The sequence below is a fragment of the Paenibacillus doosanensis genome, from assembly GCF_025060755.1.
GTDB classification, from domain to species: domain Bacteria; phylum Bacillota; class Bacilli; order Paenibacillales; family NBRC-103111; genus Paenibacillus_S; species Paenibacillus_S doosanensis.
This window is the reverse complement of record NZ_JANYUY010000048.1, coordinates 42,244-64,055: the sequence shown is the minus strand read 5'-3', so window position 1 is coordinate 64,055 and position 21,812 is coordinate 42,244. Positions and strand designations below refer to the sequence as shown.

Genomic DNA, 21,812 nt, shown 5'->3' with positions numbered 1-21,812 from the left:
GGAATACCCACCTTCGCCGTTTGCTGGTCGAATCCGCTTGGAGTTATCGCTATACACCTGCGTTGAAAGGAGAGTTAAAGAAACGTCAACAAGGAAAATCGCCTGAAATACAGGCCATATCCTGGAAAGCACAGCATCGGTTACATCGAAAATATACGAAAATGCTCGATTGGAAACCTCTTTCGACCGCAGGCCACGACTCAATCACCACCTTTCTAAAAGTCCGGTGAAAAAGCAGACTTCACTAGTCGAAGGCAATCTGGAGAAGCGCAGCGGTTGCCTTTGTTCCCGAATTATTTAACCCATTGAAGGGCTAATTATTCAAGAAATTCGGGATGGGCAGCGATCGGAAGAGGCTTTCGCCTGCGCAGAAGGCAACCCTTCAGCGGCGCAGTACACTCACAACGGACACAGCGGCCATTATATCAACCCTATCGGCCATTTTGGAATTCTAACGGACACAGATGCAGCTATTGGTTGGCAGAGCCTCCATAGAAAGCGATTCGGAGCTATGTAAGCGCCATGACGTCCGTTACGTTGAAAAAGCGTCTGTTTGCGGCGAATTTAGCTCTCCTGTGTCCGTTACAACTTAGAAACGGTTCGATGCTCGGCTCCGGGCGCGTCAGCGGACTTTTTTACGGCCCTTCTAAGAGTCTGTCCGATCGGAGCAGGAGGGACAGTTTGGAGAAGCGATAGCGTTCAAGAAATCCAGGGACAACAGCGAGTGGAAAACTTCTATCGACTGTAGGCCACGACTCAATCACCTGCTATAATGTTATAAAAAAATAATTAGGGGATGCATATGAGGATGTTCATAGTGTTTGCCCTATTTTCCTTGTTTTTGTACAGTTGCTCTGGCCCATACGAGGTCGTCAGCTTTCAATCCGCCGCAAACAACCCGGAACTGCAAAACAAGTTGAATATAGCAATCGAAACGTTAGGCGATCAACAGGGGGTTGGGCAATTTAACGTAAATGATCGTACGTTTATTTTAATGACTAGCGGAGTCAAAAACAGCGGCGGATATACGATAAAAATCGTTTCATTCGAAGAAAAGAATAATGAAATAACGATAGCTGTCAAAGAACAGCCTCCTGAAACCGCCAACACCTTACCGGTTAGAGAAAATCCGAAATTACTGATCAGCATCAAAAAGACTTCTTACCCTATTCGGCTTAAGTGGAGCTGAAAAAGGGTTGCCTTTTTATATAACACGTGTTATTTTCAAGGTAAGAGGTGTAGCATGACATGACGAAAAGAGTGACCAGCTTTGATGTGGCCAAAAGAGCAGGCGTATCGCGCAGCGTCGTATCGGCCGTATTGAACGGCACGCGAGGAATCGGCGTAGGAGAAGAGAAGCGCAAGGCCGTGCTTGAGGCTATCCGCGAATTGAATTATCAGGTGGACGCCCAGGCCAGAGGGATGAAGACGGGGCGAAGCCAGTGTCTGGCCGCATACGGGAATGTCGCCAATCCCTTGTTTCTGCAGGTGCTGGAAGGGATACAGGCGGCCTGCGCGGCTTGCGGCTACCATGTGCTGCTCTATCCGTCGGGAAGCTCCGACAGTCAGCGTATCGAAGGCTTGCTCGATTTGTTCCGGCAGCGCCGGATCGACGGCGTCGTCGCCTTGGACCGCCCGCATCAGGTTCATGAAGGCTGGGTGCAGCTCGTTCACGAAAACCGCCTGCCCTATGTTTCCGTAGAAGGGTATCCGGACACGGAGGAGATCGCTTCCGTCCTGATGGACTACGAAGAGAGCGTGCGGCGGGCCCTAGATTACATCGCGGCCCGCACCAGGCAGATTCCCGCTTATTTGGAGCTGCATCATCAGGGGACTCCTCTCGGCTGGGGCGACCGGCAGCGCCGTAACGCCTATGAAGACTGGATGGCGGAACGGGGATGGGAGCCGCAAGTATATACCGCTGCGGACGGCCCTTGGAAGGAACGCGAGCCGTTCTGGCGGGAGTGGCTGCAGCGGCATAGAGCGAGTTCAGCGATACTGACCAATTGGTCGCGCGGAGCAGTCTATGTATGCCGCGCCGCGCAGCTGCTCGGCATACAAGTCGGCCGGGAGCTGCATGTGATGGCATCCGATAACACGGAGCGCATCAACCAGCATATGTTTCCGGCCATTACGTCGACGGAGGTTCCGTATCGGGAGATGGGACGGCTTGCCGCGAAGCGGCTGCTGGAATACATCGGCGGACAAAGACCGCTGGACGATACGAGCGGCATCTGGGTACCGGCTGTTCTGGAAGAGCGGGACAGCGTAGGCGAGGCTGCGGAGCGGGGGCGATGAATTGTGCCGCGAAGGCTTGGAACGGCTGAAGCGCAGGAGAGGCTGTAAGGAGCAGGACAGGGGAGATGGCGCAATCGAGTAGGTCAGGAAAACGTCGAGCCGCTTCCCGAGTGACTTCGGCGCTATTTTTCAACTTTTTATAACACGTGTTATGGCATTTCCAATAATAAGAGGGAGTGAGCTTGATATGTGGTTTACATATGAAAAGACGGCGGCAAGGGTGAAGGAGCTGGCCGAGTTTCGCTATCGCGACAGGCAGCCCGTCTCCGTGTTTGAGAGTCTCGAAGACCCGGAAGGGGCCGTCGGCGCGCGCCCGGCGCTTCCGTTGAGCGCTCATCCCGATGCTTCGGTGATGAGATTGGGCGATCGCTGGGCGGGACAAGACCGTTATTTGTGGCTCGCGGCCGAGGTTCGAGTGCCTTTCGAATGGGAAGGGCGCATGATTGTAGGCCGATTCGACTTTGGCCGGACGGGCGGAGGCAACAATTCCGGCTTCGAATCGCTGCTCTATGTGAACGGGCACCCTTATCAAGGCGTCGATTCGAATCATCGGGAGGTATTCTTCGAGGGCTGCCAAGCGGGTTCTACGCTGCAGCTATGCTTCCGGCTCTGGTCGGGCCTCGGAGGCTATCGGCCGAATACCGATCAGGAGCATCGGCTGGAGCGCGCAGAGCTCTGCTGGCTGGACGAAGCCGCAGACGACCTCTATTACAGCGCGCGGGCCGCGCTGGAGACGGTGCGGGAGCTGCACGAGCATGCCCCCGAACGGGCGCTGCTGCTGTCCGCGGTCGATCAGGCGCTGCTGCTCGTCGATTGGTCGCATCCCGGCTCCGAGCCGTTCTATGCCTCCGTGGCCGCCGCCGCGGAGCGGCTGAACGAAGCGCTGGCCGCACTGCCCAAGCAGCATCCGGTCACCGTTCGCTGCATCGGCCATACGCATATCGACGTGGCGTGGCTGTGGCGGCTCAAACATACGCGGGAGAAGGCGGCCCGTTCTTTCTCTACGGTGCTGCGGCTGATGGAGAAGTATCCGGATTATATTTTTTTGCAGACGATGCCGCAGCTGTACGAGTATATTAAGAACGATTACCCGGACATTTACGATCAGATCAAGGAACGGGTCCGCGAAGGGCGCTGGGAAGCCGGAGGCGGGATGTGGCTGGAGGCGGACTGCAATCTGACGTCGGGGGAGTCGCTCGTGCGCCAGCTGCTGTATGGCACTCGTTTTTTAAAAGAGGAGTTCGGCGTAGACTGCAAATACTTATGGCTGCCGGACGTCTTCGGCTACAGCTGGGCGCTGCCGCAAATATTGCGCAAATCCGGGATCGATACGTTCATGACGACGAAGATCAGCTGGAATCAATATAACCGGATGCCGCATGATACGTTCCGCTGGAGGGGGATCGACGGGACGGAAGTTTTGACGCATTTTATTACAACGCCGGATGACGCGGGAGGCTGGCTGTATACATATAACGGCGAAGTGACGGCCCGGTCGGTGGCCGGTATTTGGGAGACGTACCGCGACAAGGCGGTGAACCGCGAGCTGCTGCTCTCTTACGGTTACGGGGACGGCGGAGGCGGCGTCACGCGGGACATGCTGGAACTGCGCAGAAGGCTAAGCACTCTGCCGGGCATACCTCATGTGACGACGGGCCGCGCCGACGAATATTTCGAACGGCTGCACTGGACGGTCGCCGAGACGAAGGAATACGTTCATACCTGGGACGGCGAGCTGTACCTGGAGCTGCATCGCGGCACTTACACAAGCCAGGCGTATAACAAGAAGATGAACCGCAAGCTCGAGCTGCTCGCGCGCGAAGCGGAATGGATGGGCGTGCTCGGCGGCCTGCAGAGCGGAGACTGGTCCCGCTATGCGCACGAAGCGCTGACGGCAGCGTGGAAAATCGTGCTGCGCAATCAGTTCCACGACATTATTCCGGGCTCCTCGATTCATGAAGTGTACGAAGATTCGCGAATCGAATACGAGGAAGCGGAGCGGCTGCTGCGCCAAGCTGCCCGCGAAGCCGAAGCTGCGCTGGCCGCCGTGAATACGCCGCCGGATGGGGCCGCAGCGTCCAGCCCGCTGCATCAGGGCTCTGAAGAGGGCGCGCTGCGGGCCGCGGAACCTACGGTCTTCACCGTATGGAACAGCGCGGGCTGGACGCGAGGGGGGATTGCGCATATCGCCTCAGAGCAGCCGGAATGCGCCGCGGCGGCAGAGCAGGGCGAATGGACGGATGCGCAGGGACGGAGCTTGGCCAGCCAAAAAATTTCGTCCGGATGGCTCGTACAGATCGGCGAAGCGCCGTCTCTCGGGTATGCCGGGCTTCATTTCAAGCCTTCGGCAGCGGCGCCTGCTTCCGGTACGGATGCTTCGCCGTTTGTAGTTCATGACGGCGGAATGGACACTCCGTTCTATCGACTGAAGTGGAACGAAGCGGGACAGCTTGTGTCCATCTGGGACCTGTCAGCGGGACGGGAGGTGCTCGCCGACGAAGCCCGGGGCAATGTACTGCAGGTGTTCGAGGACAAGCCGAAGGGACGTCATGAGGCTTGGGATATCGATATATTTTACACGGAGAAAATGGAGGAAATCCGCGAGCTGCGATCCGTCGAGCTGGTCGAGCTAGGGGCGGTTCGGGCGTCGGTCCGTTTCGTATGGAGCTACGGGGCGTCGACGGTGGAGCAGGAGCTGACGGTATATGCCCATTCCCGCCGTATCGATTTCCGTACCGTCATCGATTGGCAGGAGCGGCGCAAGCTGCTGAAGGCGGCATTCCCGGTGCGGGTCCGCTCTACCGAAGCGACGTACGATATTCAATTCGGCAATGTCAAACGCCCTACGCATTGGAACACGAGCTGGGATTTTGCCAGATTCGAGGTTGTCGGCCATCAATGGGCGGATCTGTCGGAACGGGGATATGGCGTAAGCTTGTTGAACGATTGTAAATACGGGTATGACATCAAAGATAACGTCATCCGGCTGACGCTGCTGAAATCGGCGATGGTGCCTGATCCGCAGGCCGACCAGGGGCGTCACGAATTCACTTATTCCTTGCTGCCGCATCAGGGGGATTGGCTCGATGGCGAGACGGTACAGGAGGCTTGGGATTTGAATGCGCCGCTCATCGGCCGTAAAGGGGCTGTGCAGGCTCCCGGTTCTTTGCTTCGCATCGAAGGCGGGTATGTCCATGTCGATGCGGTCAAAAAAGCCGAAGACGACGAGCGGGTCGTCATCCGCTTCCATGAATTCGGAGGGCAGCGGGGCCGTATCGCGCTGACCAGCGATTATACGATCCGCAGCTGGCAGGAGTGCGATCTGTTGGAGCGTCCGGCAGGGGATAAGCGGGAGGCGGAGGACGGAGCGATCCGGCTGGAGTTGAAGCCGTATGAGATCAAGACGCTGCTGCTGGAATTGTCCCGCTAAGCGGTCAGGTACAACAAAGCTTAACGGATAATACAAAGGTAAAGTGAAAAAAGCCCCTCGCCGGAAGCTTAGTTCAAGCGTTCCGAGAGAGGGGCTTACTGCCGTCTTACCGCAGATTAATCTTCTTTGAGCTGCTTCACCAGGCGGCGAACCGTGCCGGACGGCGTTTCGATCGTTTCATATACGTTAATGGTGAGTTCATTATCGAACTGTTCGGTTTTCAGATTGCTGAACGTAATTTTCTGATCTCCGGTCGTCAGCTTGGAAGCTCCTGTGAAGCCGAACGATTGAGATCCCATGACGACGCCTTGCCCGTTAACGAGCTCGAACTCCATCTTGGAGAAGTTCTGGTCTACGATGACCGAATCCATCCGGTCAACCGTCAGTCCCAGCTTCAGTTGGTATACGTAGCCGGAATCGTACAGCGAAGCGATGGCGTACGAATTGAAGGTCACCTTGAATGGATAGAAGCTTATCACATTGTCGGTCGACTCTCTTTGAACGGCTACCTGATAGGTGCCGATGGACAGCTTGTTCGGAGCGGCCGTCTTAGGATCGATAATGTTCAAGGCGAGATTCTGCCCCGTTTCCGAGGTCGGCAGCATGTAGGAATAGCTGATGACATAGCTCGTATTCGGCATGATCGTCTCGGCTGTGTTCGATTGCTTCGTGCCGGAGAACGCAAGTCCCTCGCTGTTGACCAGCTCGGTGCCGATGTCCGGAACGGACAGCGTGCTCGCGCCGCGATTCGTCAGCTTGTATTTGGCAATGACGGTCTTATAGCCGAATTCTTCATTCTCGTGCATATGCATCTCGACGAGAGAGACGTCGAGGTTTTTATCGATCAGGCCGTTAGGCGCAAATACCATCGGCGTATCGAAGGTATAAGGCTTCGCTTGCACTCCGGCATTATCGGTTTGCTGGATGCCCTTCAGATCGATCAAGATCACCGGATATTTGTCCGCGCTGGAACTGCCGGAGCTGGCGGTATTCGATTTCGTTGAGCTCGTCGAGCTCGAAGAGCCGGATGACGAGCTTCCGCTTCCGGACGAGGAGCTCGAGCTGCCGGAGCTATTCGAGTTCGAGCCGCTAGAGCTGTTCGAACTGCCGGAACTGCTGGAATTGTTCGAGCTGCTGGAGCTTGAGCCGGACGAAGAGCCGGTAGACGAACTGCTCGAAGTGCTCGAAGCCGCCTCCTTCAAGGCCAGCTTCACCGTATTCGGATCGATGCCGTCCGGCAGAACGACCGAATACTGATACGTGGCCGTCTGATCCGGAGTCAAGAAGCCGGTGCGGACGGAAACGTCCTGAACGGCGGCGTCCAGACTTTCCTTGCCCAGCTGATACGAAGCGGTCAGCGTCGGCAGGGTGACCGTGGCCGAGCCGGTGTTATGGATGCTCACCGTCGTTTGCAGCAGTACGCCTTCGGCTTGCTTGATGGCTACCGATTGCTCGGCTTTGATCTTAAGACCGTTGTCCGTGCCGTACAACGAGTAAGGCTGCTCTTGTCCGAGCGGCACCGCCGCCGTCGTGCCGGACAAAGGAACGCTGCCCAGGATAGTTTCGCCGGCCGTATCCGTATGCACGGCTTCAAGCACGAACGGATCGATATCGGCCGATTCCGGAACCGCCGTGCGCAGCCGAAGCTTCGTCAGCTTGTCGGGCAGCAGCGTTTCCTGCGATCCGCCGACAACGGAGGTGCCGTAAGTAAGCGAATCCGGGCCTTTCAGCCGGAACAGCAAGCCGGAAGGGAGCTGGAAGCTCGCCGAGCCGGCGTTGCGCACATACAAGTCCGTATACAAATACTGCGTGCCGTTCTCCGTCACCGGATAGCTTTGACCGAGGCGCATCGCTACAAGCGCATCCTGGGAATAATCCGCATCGACATCCTTCAGAGAGACGATCATCAGCTGGGCCGGGTTCAAGCCGCTCGCACTCGGCGTAGCGCTGGAGACAGGCAGGTCGCCGATGCTGCGCATAAACGAAGGGGAACCGGAATCCCAGGCGAACAGATGCACCTTCAGATCGTTGGCATCCGCGCCTTTGCCCATTTGCGACACGAAGCTGAACTGCTGGTCTTGGCCCGCGTTCACGCGCGCGCTTTGCTTGCTTGTCAGCTTGGCCGGGAAGCTGTTGCCTTGGCTGTCGACGATTTGCACGCCGTAGCCGTTGAAATCGATGGAGCTTCCGCTCCCGTTATGCATCTTCAAGGAAAATTGCAGAGCGGACGAATCCGCTCCCGCGGAGAACGAAGCGTTCTCTAGCGTAAAGTAAGTATCGTTTGCAATGAACACGCCCGGTTTGCCGGCGGAAGCCGTCGGCAGGCCGGCCACCAGCGTCGTGCAGACGGCAAGCGTGCAGAGCAGCGCGGTGCTCCGGGCCCGCAGCGATTGTTTGTTAGATTTGCGTTTCAACAGAAATCTCCTCCCATGTTTCGTTATCTCTAGCGTTAGTCAGTCAGTACGAAGAGCGTCGATCGGACGGAGCTTGGATGCCTTGTTGGCCGGATACAGACCGAAGATCATGCCGACACCGACCGAGAACAGGAAGGAATACAGACCGACCTGGAACGACAGCTGAGTCTCCTGTTGGGGATTGAAATAAGGCCAGGCGAGCGACAGTCCGCATCCGAGCAGCAGACCGACAATGCCGCCGAGTCCGCTGATGACCGTAGCTTCGATCAGAAATTGCATCAGAATATTGCGGCGCTTGGCTCCGATCGATTTGCGTATGCCGATCTCCCGGGTTCGTTCGCTGACGGTGACAAGCATGATGTTCATAATGCCGATGCCGCCGACGAGCAGCGAGATGCAGGCGACGCTGATCAATTGATTGTTCAGGGAGCTTGAAGCGGCGACCCGAGCCTTCATCAGTTCATCCTGGTTTTGTACCTGGAAGCCGGAATCGCTTTTAAATTTATACGTCAAGTACTGCGTAATAGTTGCTTGCGCTTGCGACAATTGTTCCTTGGTCGGCGCCTCCAGATAAGTGGTGCGGATGCTTCCGAGCTTGAAGGACCGCTGGGCGGTAATCAAAGGGACGAACACGGAATCGTCCAGAGACACGCCGCCGCTAATATTGGAGCCTTTCTCCTTAATTACTCCGGCGACGGTGAAGACGACGCCGTCGATGTTAATGTCTTCGCCGACCGGGTCCAGTCTGCCGAAATATTTTTCCGCGACCGTCGAGCCGAGCACCGCTATCTGATTGCGAAACTCGAGGTCCGCGGGAGAGATGAACCGCCCTGAGGCGATTTCCCCCTTCATCAGGCTTAAGTAGTTTTCGTTCGTGCCGACGACTGTATATTTCTCCTGGGTACGATCGTATTTGATATTGGAGCTTCCTTTTACAATCGTCGGAGCGATCGTCTCAATTTCCGGAAGCTGCTGCAGCTGCATCAAATCGTTATAGTCCAGCTGGGTTGCGCGTCCGACGCCCATGACGTTAACGACGATCAGGTTCGTGCCGAGCGCTTCGTATTGCTTTTCGATCGCCGCAGAAGTGCCTTGACCGATGGAAACGAGGGTCACGACCGAGCTGACGCCGATGATCACGCCCAGCATCGTAAGCAGCGTGCGCATCGGGTTGCCGACCACGGTGCGCATCGCCATATAAATAAGCTCAAACAATCTCATCTCATCACCTCTGCTGCGGGCCTCAGTTCAGGAGGCTGCGAGAGAAGGGGGCGAAGCCGTTCGTCTCTGACGATTTCCCCGTCGCGAATGGAGACGACGCGCCGTGCATTTTCCGCTATATGATTATCATGGGTGATGAGCACGATGGTATTGCCTTGATTGTTCAGGTTGATCATCAGCTCCAGCACTTCGTTGCCGGTCTTCGAATCCAAAGCTCCTGTCGGTTCATCCGCAAGAAGCAGCGAAGGCGAAATCGACAGCGCTCTGGCGATTGCAACGCGCTGCTGCTGGCCGCCGGACAGCTCGCTCGGCTTATGATGACCGCGAGTGCCCATACCGAGCAGTTCCAGCATTTCCTGCGCTTTTTCCCGCCGTATTTTTTTACTTATTCCGGCATAGATCATCGGCAGCTCTACGTTCTCGATCGCGTTCAATTTCGGAAGCAGGTTAAACTGCTGAAAAATAAATCCGATCTTTTTATTTCTGAACTCGGCTAACTGGTTGTCGCTCATCTTCTCCGTGGCTACGCCGTCCAGCTTGTAGGAGCCGGAGGAAGGAATGTCCAGCAGACCGATCGTATTCATCAGCGTCGATTTCCCCGATCCGCTGGGTCCGACGATGGCCACAAAATCGCCCGTTGTGACCGTCATTGATACACCTTTGAGGATTTGCAGCTTTTCCGCGCCTCGCTCGTATGACTTCGTGATGTCTTTCAATTCAATGAGAGCTTCCATAGGGGATCCTCCTTTCCATGCTGATGCTTAACGGTTGCCGCCGCCGCCGGTAGATCCGCTTCGCTGAAACTGAACTCCGCCTGCGCCTCCTGCACCGCCTGTGCCAGGGAAGCCGCCGCCTTGTTGGAATTGCTGGCGTATTTTATCGATATCCGCTTGCGAAGTCGTGGTCGATTTCTTCGTTACCGGAATCTCTACCTTGTCGCCTTCCTTCAGACCGTCGGTCACTTCGACGTACAATTTGTTGCGAATGCCGATCTTGATCTCATGCTTCTCTTCCTTCGTTCCGTCCGCGTTCACCAGCGTCACGTAACGTTTGCCCTGCTGCTGTTGAAGCGCCTCGAGCGGGAGAAGCAGGATGTCCTTTTTATCCTGGGTAATGATTTCGGCGGTCGCCGTCATGCCGTTGCGCAGCTGGTCGTCGTTTTTGACCGAGATGCCGACGTCGAAGAAGGTAACCCCGTTGGTGGTCGTACCGACCGTCGATACTTGGTTGACTTCGCCCTCGTATACTTTGTTTGAGATCGAATCGACCTTGACCGAAGCCTTCATGCCCACCTTGACGTTAGGCAAATCGAGCTCGTCGACCTGTACCGGAAGCTGCATGTAATCGAGATTCGCTACGGCCCCGAGCTGCGTGTTCGCTTCAATGGTCGAGCCGGCAGGGTAGCTGGCCAGCACATTCGATTTCTTGTTGGCAAAATCCGTAGAGAAGATGCCGTCGAACGGAGCGGTTACGGTCAATTGATCCAATTTATCCTGATAGTTGTTGATCGTAATTTTTTGTCTGTCGATGGAAGCCTGCTTGTTCAAAATATCGTTGTCGAGCGTATCGTTCGTAATCGAGGCGATCAGGTCGCCCTTGTTGACGTAGTTGCCCGTTTTGATATTGATATTGCTGATCATGCCGCTCGCGCCGGACAGGATGCTTTCTTCATTGTTAAATTCGAGCGTTCCTTTATCCGTCGATTGCGCTTTTCTGCCGCCCAGCGTGACGCTTCCTTTGACGTTCATGCCGGAGCCGAGCGTACCGTCGTTTTTCACCGTGATTTCCACATCGAGCAGCTTGTTGCCGCTGGCATCGCCTTTGGGCTGCTGTCCTACGGACTCGACAACGGCCGTCTTGGTCAGATTAAAGCCGTCAACGGTCAGATCGATCGCATCGCCTTTTTTCAGTTGAACGGCATCTTCAAGCAGGAACGGAAGCTTGGTTTTCAAGGTGGAATTATCGGCAATCGATCCGATACGGCCGTTCTTGTTTACGTTGGAGCCGGTATCCAGGTTGGATGTCAAGGTCAAGAGACCGCTGATCGGAGCGTAAATTTGCAGATTGTTTTTCTGTGCGTTCAAATCGGCCAAATCTTTTTCCTGCTGCTGCAGCGTGACCTGCGCCTCCTGAAGATTCGCCTCCAGACTAAGATCGGAGATGACGAACAGAACGTCCCCTTTTTTGACCTGCTGGTTCCGGGTTAAGTTCATCGTCTTGATCGTTCCGTCTACGGGGGCGATAATATTTTGGACATCCCGCGCTTCGAATTGGGAAGTTCCTGATACGGTGGAAGTAATGGCGCCCTTCTTGATCTCCACTGTTTTAGCCTCGGTGCTGGCAGCCGGTTTTTTGGTGTTTTTATGGTCCAAATAGTAATATGTACCGCCACCGCAAAGCGCTAGCCCGATGATAACGGCTATCCATTTTTTACTGCGCAGTAATCCCATTCTTGCTTCTCCTTTCCGACATTTCAGCTTTTCTGCCTTGCTGCTTACTAACTTTAGCAACGTTTTGTGAAAGAAGTGTGAAGCCAAGCTTAATGCAAGATTAAGATAGAAGGAAAATGTCGTCGAACCCGGCGGTAAAATGTGGGTGCGGACGACAAAAAGGGCCGGAATCCCCTATTTTGAAGGAATCCGGCCGTATTTCGCCATTGGATAAGCGGTGTCGACTAGCGGTTAACGCTGCTTAGTTAAAAAGCTTCTTCAGGTTTTCGGTATACGGCGCGCGAACGATGCCTTTCTCGGTGATGATGGCCGTCACGTATTCGTTCGGTGTGACGTCGAAAGCCGGGTTGTACACCTTGATGCCCTGCGGCGCGGTCCGTTTGCCGAAGCCTTGCGTAATCTCGTCTTCGTGCCGCTCCTCGATCGGAATGTCCGCGCCGGTCGGCGTGTTCATATCGATCGTGGAAGTCGGGCAGGCGACGTAGACGGGAATGCCGTGCGCTTTGGCGAGCACGGCGACGCTGTACGTGCCGATCTTGTTGGCGACGTCGCCGTTAGCCGCGACGCGGTCGGTGCCGACGATGACGGCCTGCACCCAGCCTTTGCTCATGACGGCGCCGGCCATATTGTCGCAGATCAGCGTCACGTCGACGCCGGCCTGCTGCAGCTCGAAGGCCGTCAGCCGCGCGCCCTGCAGCACCGGGCGCGTCTCGTCGGCATACACCTTCAGGCGTATGCCGCGCTCCTGCGCCAGGTACATCGGCGCAAGCGCCGTGCCGTAGCGGGCGGTGGCGAGGCCGCCCGCGTTGCAGTGCGTGAGGAGGCCCATGCCGTCCTCGAACAAGGACAGCGCGTGCTCGCCGATCAGGCGGCACGTCTCTTCGTCTTCGCTCTGGATGAGCTTCGCTTCATCCAGCAGCGCCTGCTTCAGCGCTTCCGGCTCCGTGCCGGCGGAAGCGAGCTCCCGGGCGCGCTGTTTCATGCGATCCAGCGCCCAGAACAGATTCACCGCCGTCGGGCGCGACGTGGCGAGATAATCGCATTGCTTGACCGCAGCGTCAAGCAGCTCGTCCCGGCCGCCGCTATGATCGCGGACGCCGAGATACACCCCGTAGGCCGCCGAGATGCCGATGGCCGGCGCCCCGCGTACCGCGAGCTGCTTGATCGCGTCCCAAACCTGCTCGGAGGTCGTCAGGGCAAGGTAGACGATTTCGTCGGGCAGAAGGCGCTGATCGAGCAGATCAAGGCGGTTCTCCGCGGAATTCCAGCGGACCGATTGCAGCCAATCCGCAGAAGCTGTATGTTCTGTTGTGCTCATGTTCTGTTATCTCCTTATAGAGGGGATTGGCGATGACCGCCGGCCGTTAGCCGGAGAGCCCCGCCGTCCTCGGATTGCGTATCGTAAACGAATGCAACGCTTTTTGCTTATTGGACGGCCTTCCAGGCGATATCGATTAATTCCTCGATCGACTGGGTCTTGCGGTGCTGCTTGATCAGCGTCGTACCGATGCGCAGCGCGATACGCTGGGCGCGCTCCTTGGCCGCCGCATCCTCCAGCTTGTTGATGTCGGCCACTTGAGCGAGGCCGTGCACGCGGCGAACGGTTTTGCTGCCGGTATAGCCGACGGCGTCCTGCAGCAGCTGGCTCATATACCAATCCTGATAGCCCGGCGTCTTGGACACGCGGTCGACCCCGTGCTCGTTCCACAGCGACCTGAATTCCTGCTCGAATACATTCCACGTATCGCGGATCGTATCCGTCAGATAGGTGCGGTAATCTTTGCGGGACGCCTCATCCTTGCTCCAGCCTTCCTGTGCGGCAAAATTAAGCAGCAGGTTGGCGAAGACGGCGCCGATATCGAAGCCCATCGGTCCGTAGTAAGCGAACTCGGGGTCGATCACCTTGGTCGAATCCGGCTTGATGAAGATGCTTCCCGTATGCAGATCGCCGTGCAGAAGCGCCTGCGCTTTGGTCAGGAAGCCGCTGCGCAATATCGCCACTTCCAGATGCAGCTCGCTGTCGTTCCAGATCGCTTCCACCGCGTCCTGGATCGCGGGAGGCACATCGTTCGTATCCGCGTTCCGGTACGGATCGTCGAAGATCAGATCCTCCGTTATTTTACACAAGTCGGGATTGATGAACCGCTTCACGCGCAGCTTTTTCTCCTGCTGGTTCATCCCGAGGTCCGAGGTGTAGAACAGCGTGTGCGCCAGGAAGCGGCCGATATGGCCCGCGAACAGCGGATAGCGGTTGCCTTCGATCAATCCTCTGCGCATAATGACATGATCGCTCAAGTCTTCCATGACCGTCAGCGCCAAATCTTTCTCATAGACGAACACATGAGGCACGAGATCGGGGCAGAGCGATTCCTGGATCATCAGCGCTTCGCTCTCGATGCGGGCGCGGTCGAGCGACAGCGGCCATGATTCGCCTACAACCTTGGCGTATGGAAGAGCCTGCTTGAGAATGATGCTTTTGCCGGTGGAAGGCTCGACGATGTGGAAAACCAGATTCAGGTTGCCGTCGCCGATTTCGCGGCTGGTCAATTCGCTGCCGGGAGTGAACAGATCGGGAAGGCTCCGGGCGAATTCTACGGCTTCGGCTTCAGTCAAAGCGTGATATGAAGACATAGGCAATAAATCCTCCTTAAATTTCGAATGGCGATCGGGCTCGGGATTCGCATGCCGAATAACCGCGCTGCAAACCGGGCAAGGCCATAGTCCGTAAAAAACGATCATCCCATAGTATAGCAAATTGTGCGCGCTGGGAATAGAGTGCGTCATGATAAATTTCGTAAAATAACATCGGAATAATTGGATATTACGACGCGCTTTTTAGCGCATTAGTTTCATACCAAACTTAACAAAAACTTCATGTCCGGTTAATACCGTCATGACACGCGATGTTTACATTGGATATAACGGGATTGGATCAAGCGGAATTTACGATTTCCGGAAGGGGTGTCCAATGAAGATCATTTCAAGAGCGCTGTATATCGCGATTGCGCTCGGCGTCGTGCTTGTCCTAAGCTCTTACGGCGGGGAAGGGAACGCGGGAGCCCCCGCCGCTTCGAATCCGATGAAGGCCAACCAGCAGCAGTTCGACAGAATGCACGATACTCAAGTCTCTTATGTTCATGGCGGCAGCCGTAAGTAGACAGCCAGGTTCTTACCATGACGCCCCGATTTGAGCTTTTTCTTCCAGCGTACCTTATGTAACATAAGACGCTTGCGAAGTAAGCCTAACCGGGGTGTTTTTTGCGTTTATGCACAGTCCAAAATATGGTAATATAAAATTTGGAAATTCGGCTAGGAAAAAGAAAAGGAGCTGGTGCAAGTTGGGAAAGCTTATCTTCAGCCTGCTGATGGGCTGCAGCCTGGCGTTTAGCTGTGTTTCGGCAGGGTATGCAGAAACGCTGAATTCGGGCATGAAGGTCCGCAATGAAGACTATATTAGAGCCAAATGGAAGCAGTATGCTCCTGATAATTTTAAAACGGCTCCATTCGAGAAAACGCCGCGATTGCAGGACGTATACGATCTCGGGAAGGCGAACGGGCAATATTTGGCGGGAGGGGTAGCCAGAGCGAATTTTTACCGTTTCATTGCCAGATTGCCGGATAATCTGGAACTGTCTCAGGAATTGTCACGCCAGTTGCAATACGCCGCTTCGGTGACGGCCGCCACTTACGGCGAGCTATCCGTCAAACCGGAGAAACCGGGCGACATGGATGATTTCTTTTACGAACAAGCCGTGGAGGGGCTGGGCAAGAGCAGCGCCTTTATTTTAAAAGAGCCATCGTCAAACAGACTCGCGGATACGGTTGATATGTACATGAACCCGGCGGGCAGCTCGTCGGATCAAAGAAATCAAGACGATTATTACCGGATTCTGGACCCGGGAATCCAACGAATCGGCTTCGGGCTCGCCCCCGATCCGAAGGATCAGTACCGCTACTATTCCGTTATGAACCTGGAGGGCGGGACCAGTTCGGAGCCTGCCGACGGCAATTATATCGCTTATCCTGCGGAAGGCAGCTTCCCGGCCGACGTATTCGATCCCCGCAACCGGTGGCTTATTTTATTCAACTCCTACAGTCTTCATTCGGCGTTCAGTTCCGCCGATTTCCGTCCTAAGGAAGGATATACCGTAGAGCTTACCCGCCATTCGGATCGGCATGTGTGGACCAACCGTGCGACCGGCGGCGCGGACGGCTACCTGGATACCGCAATCGATAAGGACGTAACTCGCCTGACGTTCCGCCCGATCGGGCTGGAGAGCATTGCGGACGGCGATGTATTCACCGTCAAAGTGAGCGGCTTGAATCCCGTAAACGGCAAAACATTGGAATTGCAATATGACGTCCGCTTCTTTTACATCAACAAGCCATCGCAGTCCTCTCAGAAAGAACCTTCCGCGCCTGAGCAGGAACTAATGTATCCGGATTCTAGGGAGACCGATTCATCCGGTTCTGCGGGACAATCCCCGGGCTCGCCCGGCGGTTCGGCGGATATCCGTTTTTCCGATACGAAAGGTCATTGGTCCGAACAAACCGTGCGGTGGGCTATAGGGAAGAAGATCGTGGATGGCTATCCGGACGGCCGGTTCGAGCCTGACAAGCGGGTGAGCGAGGAGGAATTTCTAAGCATGCTTTTGAAGGCTTACGGTCACAATCCGGCAGCGGAAGCAAGCGGCGGCTGGTCGGACGGGTTATACGAGTTTGCCCGGGAGCACAAGTATCCGGTCAAAGGAGCGGAGCAGACGGACATGCGCAGTCTGCCTGTAACGCGGGAGAAGGCTGCGGAGATCGTAGCTGCGGCCGACGGAGCCGACGTCATGAAGGAAGAAGCGATTCTTTATTTGTTAGACCGGGCGTACGCTTCGGGCAAAACGGATAACGGCATAGCCGGCTTCGCCGGGCAGGACGTCTTGACGAGAGCGGAAGCGCTGCAGTTGATTCGCAACCTGCAAGAAAAGGGGATGAACGAACTGAAGTAACGGCATGTTTTTATAGTGAACAACAAACCCAAAAAACCTAACGCAATTTCTGCATTAGGCTTTTTGGCGTTCCGCTCCGGTTTTGCAATACGCGGAACGGCTACTCCATTTTGCCGTTTCTGCGGTGCTCGACCAAATCGATCGCACCGAGCACGACATGTGCGAGGCCAAAGCCCGCGACCGCCGCGGCAGCCATCGGATATTTCCCCCGCAGCGCAACACCTGAAGCCGTAACGGCCGTACCCAAAACAGCAGGAATGAGTCCTTCTTTCATAAAGTCCATCCTCCTCGAGTGAGTTTGTGCGACGCATGTATATGATCGCGCTTTTGGGCTTGTTTTATGCCTGCCAACAGTTGCTTGAAGACGGCCGAAATCTTATAATATATGCTTTAAGGCTATTTGGAAAAAAAGAGATTAAACAAGACCATATAAGGAAAGGATGGAGTAATGGTGGAGACTGAGCCAGCAGCTTTAAAAGAATGGGCCGTAGCGGTAGAAGCGCTGAGAAGCGGCCGGCAAATTCTTATTATGCGTAAAGGCGGCATCCGCGAGGAAACGCGAGATTTTCAGGTAGAAAGCGAAAGCTTCTATTTATTCCCTACATACGAGCATCAGAAGAAGCAATGGATGAAGCCGGAGCATCAGGCGGATTTGGATAAAACGCTGGAAGGCTGGAGCCCTCAGGATACGGAGGTGACGATACGCTGCTATGCGGAGCTGTTCGAAGATATTTTGATCGCTGATCAGCAGCAACTGAACCAATTGTCGGAATATCATATATGGACCGATTCCTTTGCGGAAGAGAGATTGAAATGGAAGCGCGCGAAGCCGCTGCACGTGATGCTGCTCAGAATTTACGAGCTCTCCGAACCTGTCCGGATTCCCGTGGTCCCCGAATATAACGGATGCAAGTCGTGGATTCAGCTGAAGGACGCCGCCCTGAAGGAAGTCCGGCGCAAACCTGTGCTTAGCGACGCCGAATTTGAGGCGGCCGTTGCCCGAATCAAATCGTCTCTGGGTTAAGTGACCCTACTTACTAAACATGAAAGTTTAAAAATAAGCCAAATGGGTCTTTATTCATTTGCCTTGGTACGATATAATGTAGTAACATTGAGAATCATTGAGAATCAATTTAGAATGATTATTATGTAAGAATGAAACTATCTAACGATTTATTCAAATGGAGGCAGAATAACTATGGCAAATGCACCGGAATTTATTATAGACGGTTTGAAAGCGACTGTCGAAGGCAAAGAGATTTTGAAAGGCTTGAGCCTGAAAATTAAAGGCGGCGAAGTACATGCCGTCATGGGACCTAACGGTACCGGTAAAAGTACTTTGGCTTCCACGATCATGGGCCATCCTAAATATGAAGTGACAGAAGGTTCCGTATCGCTGAACGGCGAAGACGTGCTCGAAATGGCCGTCGACGAGAGAGCTAGAGCAGGCCTGTTCCTGGCTATGCAATATCCGAGCGAAATCGCCGGCGTAACGAACGCCGACTTCCTGCGCAGCGCCATCAACGCTCGCCGCGGCGAAGGCAACGAAATTTCTTTGATCAAATTCATCCGTCAGATGGAAGCGAAGATGAAAGAACTGGAAATGAATCCCGAGTTCATGCACCGTTATTTGAACGAAGGCTTCTCCGGCGGCGAGAAAAAACGCAACGAAATTTTGCAAATGCTGATGCTTGAGCCAAGCATCGTTATTTTGGACGAGATCGACTCCGGTCTTGACATCGACGCCCTGCGCATCGTAGCTACCGGCGTTAACGCTATGCGCACCGAAGACCGCGGCTTCCTGATCATCACTCACTACCAGCGCTTGCTGAACTACATCAAGCCTGATTTCGTTCACGTCATGATGCAAGGACGCATTGTAAAATCCGGCGGTCCTGAACTGGCTGAGCGTCTGGAGAACGAAGGCTACGACTGGATCAAGGAAGAGCTCGGAATCGTAGACGAGACGGTAGGACAGGAAGAAGAGGAATTCAAGGTTCCGATGAACACGACAGCTCCCAAATACTAATATTACGACGACGGAGGAATAAACCATGAGTACACAAACCATTCTTCCAATCGATCGGCAAACCATCGTGGAGCTGTCCCAATCGAGACAAGAGCCTGAATGGATGACGAGCCTGCGCGCCGAAGCGCTGGAATTGGCCGGATCGTTGGAATTACCGAAATTGGAAAAAACGAGAATCGACCGCTGGAATCTTCGTTCCTACGGCAATTATAAACCGGTGGCCGCTTTGACATCGCTGGAGCAGCTCCCGGAATCGGCTAAAGCGCTGCTGCAGGAAGAAAATGCCGAAAACCTGCTTGTGCAGAAAAACGCCGGCATCGTCTATCATAAAGTTTCCGAGGAGCTGGCGAAGCAAGGCGTCATTTTTACCAGCCTCGAAGAAGCGCTGAAGCAGCATTCCGATTTGGTGAAAGCCCATTTCGGAACGGTTGTCGCCAAGGACGAGAACCAACTGACCGCGCTGCATACCGCAATGTGGAGCGGCGGCGTATTCCTGTACGTTCCCAAGGACGTGCAGGTACAAGTGCCGGTTCAAGCGCTGTTCCTGACCGATGATGCGGATAGCAGCTTCTCGCCGCACGTATTGATCGTCGCCGAGCAGCACGCTTCGGTCACTTATGTGGATAACTTCGTTTCCGAAGGGAATTTGAACAGCCTAGTGCAAAACGGCGTCGTGGAAGTTGTCGTGAAGCCGGGCGCTACCGTCAACTTCGCTTCGGTGCACAACCTGAACGATTCGGTGACCGATCTGACGTACCGCCGCGCCGTAGTGGAAAATGATGCTATGATCAACTGGGTCATCGGCGAAATGAACTATGGCAATGCTATGTCCGATACGACTTCCGTTCTCAAAGGCAACGGATCGAACTCCGATGCCAAGATCATCTGCGTCGGGACAAACGATCAGAAGCTGAATGTGACGACGCGCGCGATTCACTTCGGCAAAAACTCCAATAGCGATATGATTACCCGCGCGGTTATGCGCGACGAATCGACGGCGATTATCAACGGCATCACGAAGATCGAGAAGGCCGCTACGGGCGCGAACGGCCAGCAAACCGAGAAGGTGCTGATGCTGAGTCCGAAGGCGCGCGGCGACGCGAACCCGATCCTTCTGATCGACGAGGATGACGTTAAGGCAGGCCACGCGGCGAGCGTAGGCCAAGTGAATCCGGACCAAATTCATTATTTAATGTCCCGCGGTATTACCCGGGAGGAAGCGCAGCGTCTTGTCATCTACGGCTTCCTGGCTCCGGTCGTCTCGGAAATTCCGATGGAGAAAGTTCAATCCCAGCTGCAAAGCCTTGTAGAAAGGAAGCTCGGACAATGAACACGGCTGAGATACGGAAGCTGTTCCCCATCCTGCATCAAGAAGTGAACGGTCATCCGCTCGTGTATTTGGATTCGGCGGCCACTTCGCAGAAGCCGGTATCCGTCATCGAAGCGGTCAAACGTTATTACGAGCAGGATAACGCCAACGTGCACCGGGGAGTCCATACCTTGGGCTCTCGGGCTACCGATGCGTACGAAGGGGCAAGGAATAAAGTCGCTAAGTTCATCAATGCCAAGTCGACGGAAGAAATTATTTTTACCCGCGGCACGACATCGAGCTTGAATCTTGTTGCTTCCAGTTATGCCCGTTCCGCTTGCGGCGAAGGCGATGAAATCGTACTGACGCCGATGGAGCATCACAGCAATCTCATCCCATGGCAGCAGGCGGCCAAAGCGACCGGCGCTGTCTTAAAATATATTCCGCTTCAACCCGACGGCTCAATCCGGCTGGAGGATGTGGAGCAGACGATTTCCGATCGGACGAAAGTCGTTGCGATCACTTATGTTTCGAACGTGCTCGGCGTGATCAATCCGATCAAAGAGATTGCCGCTATTGCGCATCGTCACGGAGCCGTGATGGTCGTTGACGGCGCTCAAAGCACGCCGCATTTGAAGGTGGATGTACAGGATCTCGATTGCGATTTTTATGCGTTATCCGGCCATAAAATGTGCGCGCCGACAGGAATCGGAGCCTTATACGGCAAGAAGGCGCTGCTGCAAAATATGGAGCCGATCGAATACGGCGGAGAAATGATCGATCATGTCGATTTGTATGAATCGACATGGAAGGAGCTCCCTTGGAAGTTCGAAGGAGGCACGCCGATTATTGCCGGCGCCGTCGGTCTCGGAGCTGCGATCGATTTCCTGGAAAGTATCGGAATGGACGAGATTTTCCGTCACGAACAGCAGCTCACCGCATATGCGATCGATCGTATGTCGCAAATCGAGGATTTGACGATTTACGGGCCGAAGCAGCATCGCGCGGGAACCGTTACCTTCAATCTGGGGGATGTTCATCCTCATGATGTGGCGACCGTGCTGGATGCCGACGGCGTCGCCGTTCGTGCGGGACATCATTGCTGCCAGCCGCTCATGCGGTGGCTGAACGTTTCGGCTACGGCCCGCGCCAGCTTCTATCTTTATAATACGGAAGATGACATTGACCGGTTGGTGGCTTCACTAATCAAAACAAAGGAGTACTTCGGTCATGCAATTGGATGATTTATACCGCAGAGTCATTATGGATCATTATAAAAATCCGCGCAACCGCGGCACGTTGGATGAGGAAGCCGTTACGATCGACTTGAACAATCCGACTTGCGGCGATAAAATCCAGCTGCAAATGCAGGTGGAGGACGGAGTCGTCAAGGCCGCCAAATTCGTCGGAGAAGGCTGCTCGATCAGCCTTTCCTCCGCATCGATGATGACGGATGCCGTCAAAGGCAAAACGCTCGATGAAGCGCTCGCCATGGCGGAGAAGTTTTCCGGGTTGATGAAAGGCGAGGCTGTGGAGTTCGAGTACGAGGATATTGAGGCGCTCTCCGGAGTGAACAAATTTCCCGCCCGGATCAAATGCGCTACCCTCGCCTGGAACGCGCTTCGCAAAGGAATCGAACAGGCTAACGCCAAGCAGTAACGATA

The 21,812-nt window shown here is 54.9% G+C and carries 17 protein-coding genes and 1 pseudogene; 11 read left to right on the top strand and 7 right to left on the bottom strand.

Annotated elements, in window-relative coordinates:
• The 4 genes and pseudogenes from N0M98_RS26420 to N0M98_RS26405 all read left to right on the top strand — a co-directional run.
• Window positions 1-230: pseudogene (locus N0M98_RS26420) on the top strand (hypothetical protein); the annotation flags it as partial.
• 578 nt (window positions 231-808) lie between these two features.
• Complete coding sequence (locus N0M98_RS26415) at window positions 809-1,189, top strand: protease complex subunit PrcB family protein (RefSeq protein ID WP_249865257.1); 381 nt, start codon at window positions 809-811, stop codon at window positions 1,187-1,189.
• 59 nt (window positions 1,190-1,248) lie between these two features.
• On the top strand, window positions 1,249-2,298 hold the full coding sequence (locus N0M98_RS26410) for a LacI family DNA-binding transcriptional regulator (RefSeq protein WP_259619614.1): 1,050 nt from the start codon (window positions 1,249-1,251) through the stop codon (window positions 2,296-2,298).
• 187 nt (window positions 2,299-2,485) lie between these two features.
• Window positions 2,486-5,728, top strand: coding sequence for an alpha-mannosidase (locus N0M98_RS26405; protein WP_259619613.1), 3,243 nt, complete (start codon window positions 2,486-2,488; stop codon window positions 5,726-5,728).
• Window positions 5,729-5,844: 116 nt separating this feature from the next.
• On the opposite strand, the gene N0M98_RS26400 is transcribed toward N0M98_RS26405, so the two are convergent.
• The 6 genes from N0M98_RS26400 to mtnK form a co-directional block, all read right to left on the bottom strand.
• Window positions 5,845-8,142 (bottom strand): hypothetical protein, encoded by a 2,298-nt coding sequence (locus N0M98_RS26400; RefSeq protein WP_259619612.1) that lies wholly within the window; start codon window positions 8,140-8,142, stop codon window positions 5,845-5,847.
• 39 nt (window positions 8,143-8,181) lie between these two features.
• Window positions 8,182-9,363 (bottom strand): ABC transporter permease, encoded by a 1,182-nt coding sequence (locus N0M98_RS26395; RefSeq protein WP_249865253.1) that lies wholly within the window; start codon window positions 9,361-9,363, stop codon window positions 8,182-8,184.
• Window positions 9,360-10,097 (bottom strand): ABC transporter ATP-binding protein, encoded by a 738-nt coding sequence (locus N0M98_RS26390; protein ID WP_249865252.1) that lies wholly within the window; start codon window positions 10,095-10,097, stop codon window positions 9,360-9,362. Before N0M98_RS26390 ends, N0M98_RS26395 begins: the two co-directional genes overlap by 4 nt.
• Before the next feature lie 27 nt (window positions 10,098-10,124).
• Window positions 10,125-11,813 (bottom strand): efflux RND transporter periplasmic adaptor subunit, encoded by a 1,689-nt coding sequence (locus N0M98_RS26385; RefSeq protein ID WP_249865251.1) that lies wholly within the window; start codon window positions 11,811-11,813, stop codon window positions 10,125-10,127.
• A gap of 241 nt (window positions 11,814-12,054) precedes the next feature.
• Complete coding sequence (gene mtnA / locus N0M98_RS26380) at window positions 12,055-13,131, bottom strand: S-methyl-5-thioribose-1-phosphate isomerase (protein ID WP_249865250.1); 1,077 nt, start codon at window positions 13,129-13,131, stop codon at window positions 12,055-12,057.
• Window positions 13,132-13,238: 107 nt separating this feature from the next.
• Window positions 13,239-14,444, bottom strand: coding sequence for an S-methyl-5-thioribose kinase (gene mtnK / locus N0M98_RS26375; protein ID WP_249865249.1), 1,206 nt, complete (start codon window positions 14,442-14,444; stop codon window positions 13,239-13,241).
• A 337-nt stretch (window positions 14,445-14,781) separates the two neighbouring features.
• Between mtnK and N0M98_RS26370 the strand changes: the two genes are divergently transcribed.
• Complete coding sequence (locus N0M98_RS26370) at window positions 14,782-14,970, top strand: hypothetical protein (RefSeq protein WP_249865248.1); 189 nt, start codon at window positions 14,782-14,784, stop codon at window positions 14,968-14,970.
• 181 nt (window positions 14,971-15,151) lie between these two features.
• Window positions 15,152-16,810, top strand: a complete 1,659-nt coding sequence (locus N0M98_RS26365; RefSeq protein WP_249865247.1) for an S-layer homology domain-containing protein — start codon at window positions 15,152-15,154, stop codon at window positions 16,808-16,810.
• Between the two features lie 100 nt (window positions 16,811-16,910).
• On the opposite strand, the gene N0M98_RS26360 is transcribed toward N0M98_RS26365, so the two are convergent.
• Window positions 16,911-17,084: an asparagine synthase gene (locus N0M98_RS26360; RefSeq protein WP_249865246.1), complete on the bottom strand. Its 174-nt coding sequence runs from the start codon at window positions 17,082-17,084 to the stop codon at window positions 16,911-16,913.
• Between the two features lie 174 nt (window positions 17,085-17,258).
• Here N0M98_RS26360 and N0M98_RS26355 point away from each other — a divergent pair, with 174 nt between their 5' ends.
• The 5 genes from N0M98_RS26355 (at window position 17,259) to sufU (ending at window position 21,807) form a co-directional block, all read left to right on the top strand.
• Entirely contained in the window at window positions 17,259-17,834 is a 576-nt protein-coding gene (locus N0M98_RS26355) for a DUF1802 family protein (protein ID WP_249865245.1), read from the top strand.
• Between the two features lie 174 nt (window positions 17,835-18,008).
• Window positions 18,009-18,839: a Fe-S cluster assembly ATPase SufC gene (gene sufC / locus N0M98_RS26350; RefSeq protein ID WP_249865244.1), complete on the top strand. Its 831-nt coding sequence runs from the start codon at window positions 18,009-18,011 to the stop codon at window positions 18,837-18,839.
• A gap of 25 nt (window positions 18,840-18,864) precedes the next feature.
• Window positions 18,865-20,169, top strand: a complete 1,305-nt coding sequence (gene sufD, locus N0M98_RS26345; protein WP_249865243.1) for a Fe-S cluster assembly protein SufD — start codon at window positions 18,865-18,867, stop codon at window positions 20,167-20,169.
• Entirely contained in the window at window positions 20,166-21,392 is a 1,227-nt protein-coding gene (locus tag N0M98_RS26340; RefSeq protein ID WP_249865242.1) for a cysteine desulfurase, read from the top strand. Before sufD ends, N0M98_RS26340 begins: the two co-directional genes overlap by 4 nt.
• Window positions 21,379-21,807 carry a Fe-S cluster assembly sulfur transfer protein SufU gene (gene sufU, locus N0M98_RS26335; RefSeq protein WP_249865241.1) on the top strand — a complete coding sequence of 143 codons (429 nt, stop codon included), beginning with the start codon at window positions 21,379-21,381 and terminating at the stop codon, window positions 21,805-21,807. Before N0M98_RS26340 ends, sufU begins: the two co-directional genes overlap by 14 nt.
• Window positions 21,808-21,812 lie beyond the last annotated feature (5 nt).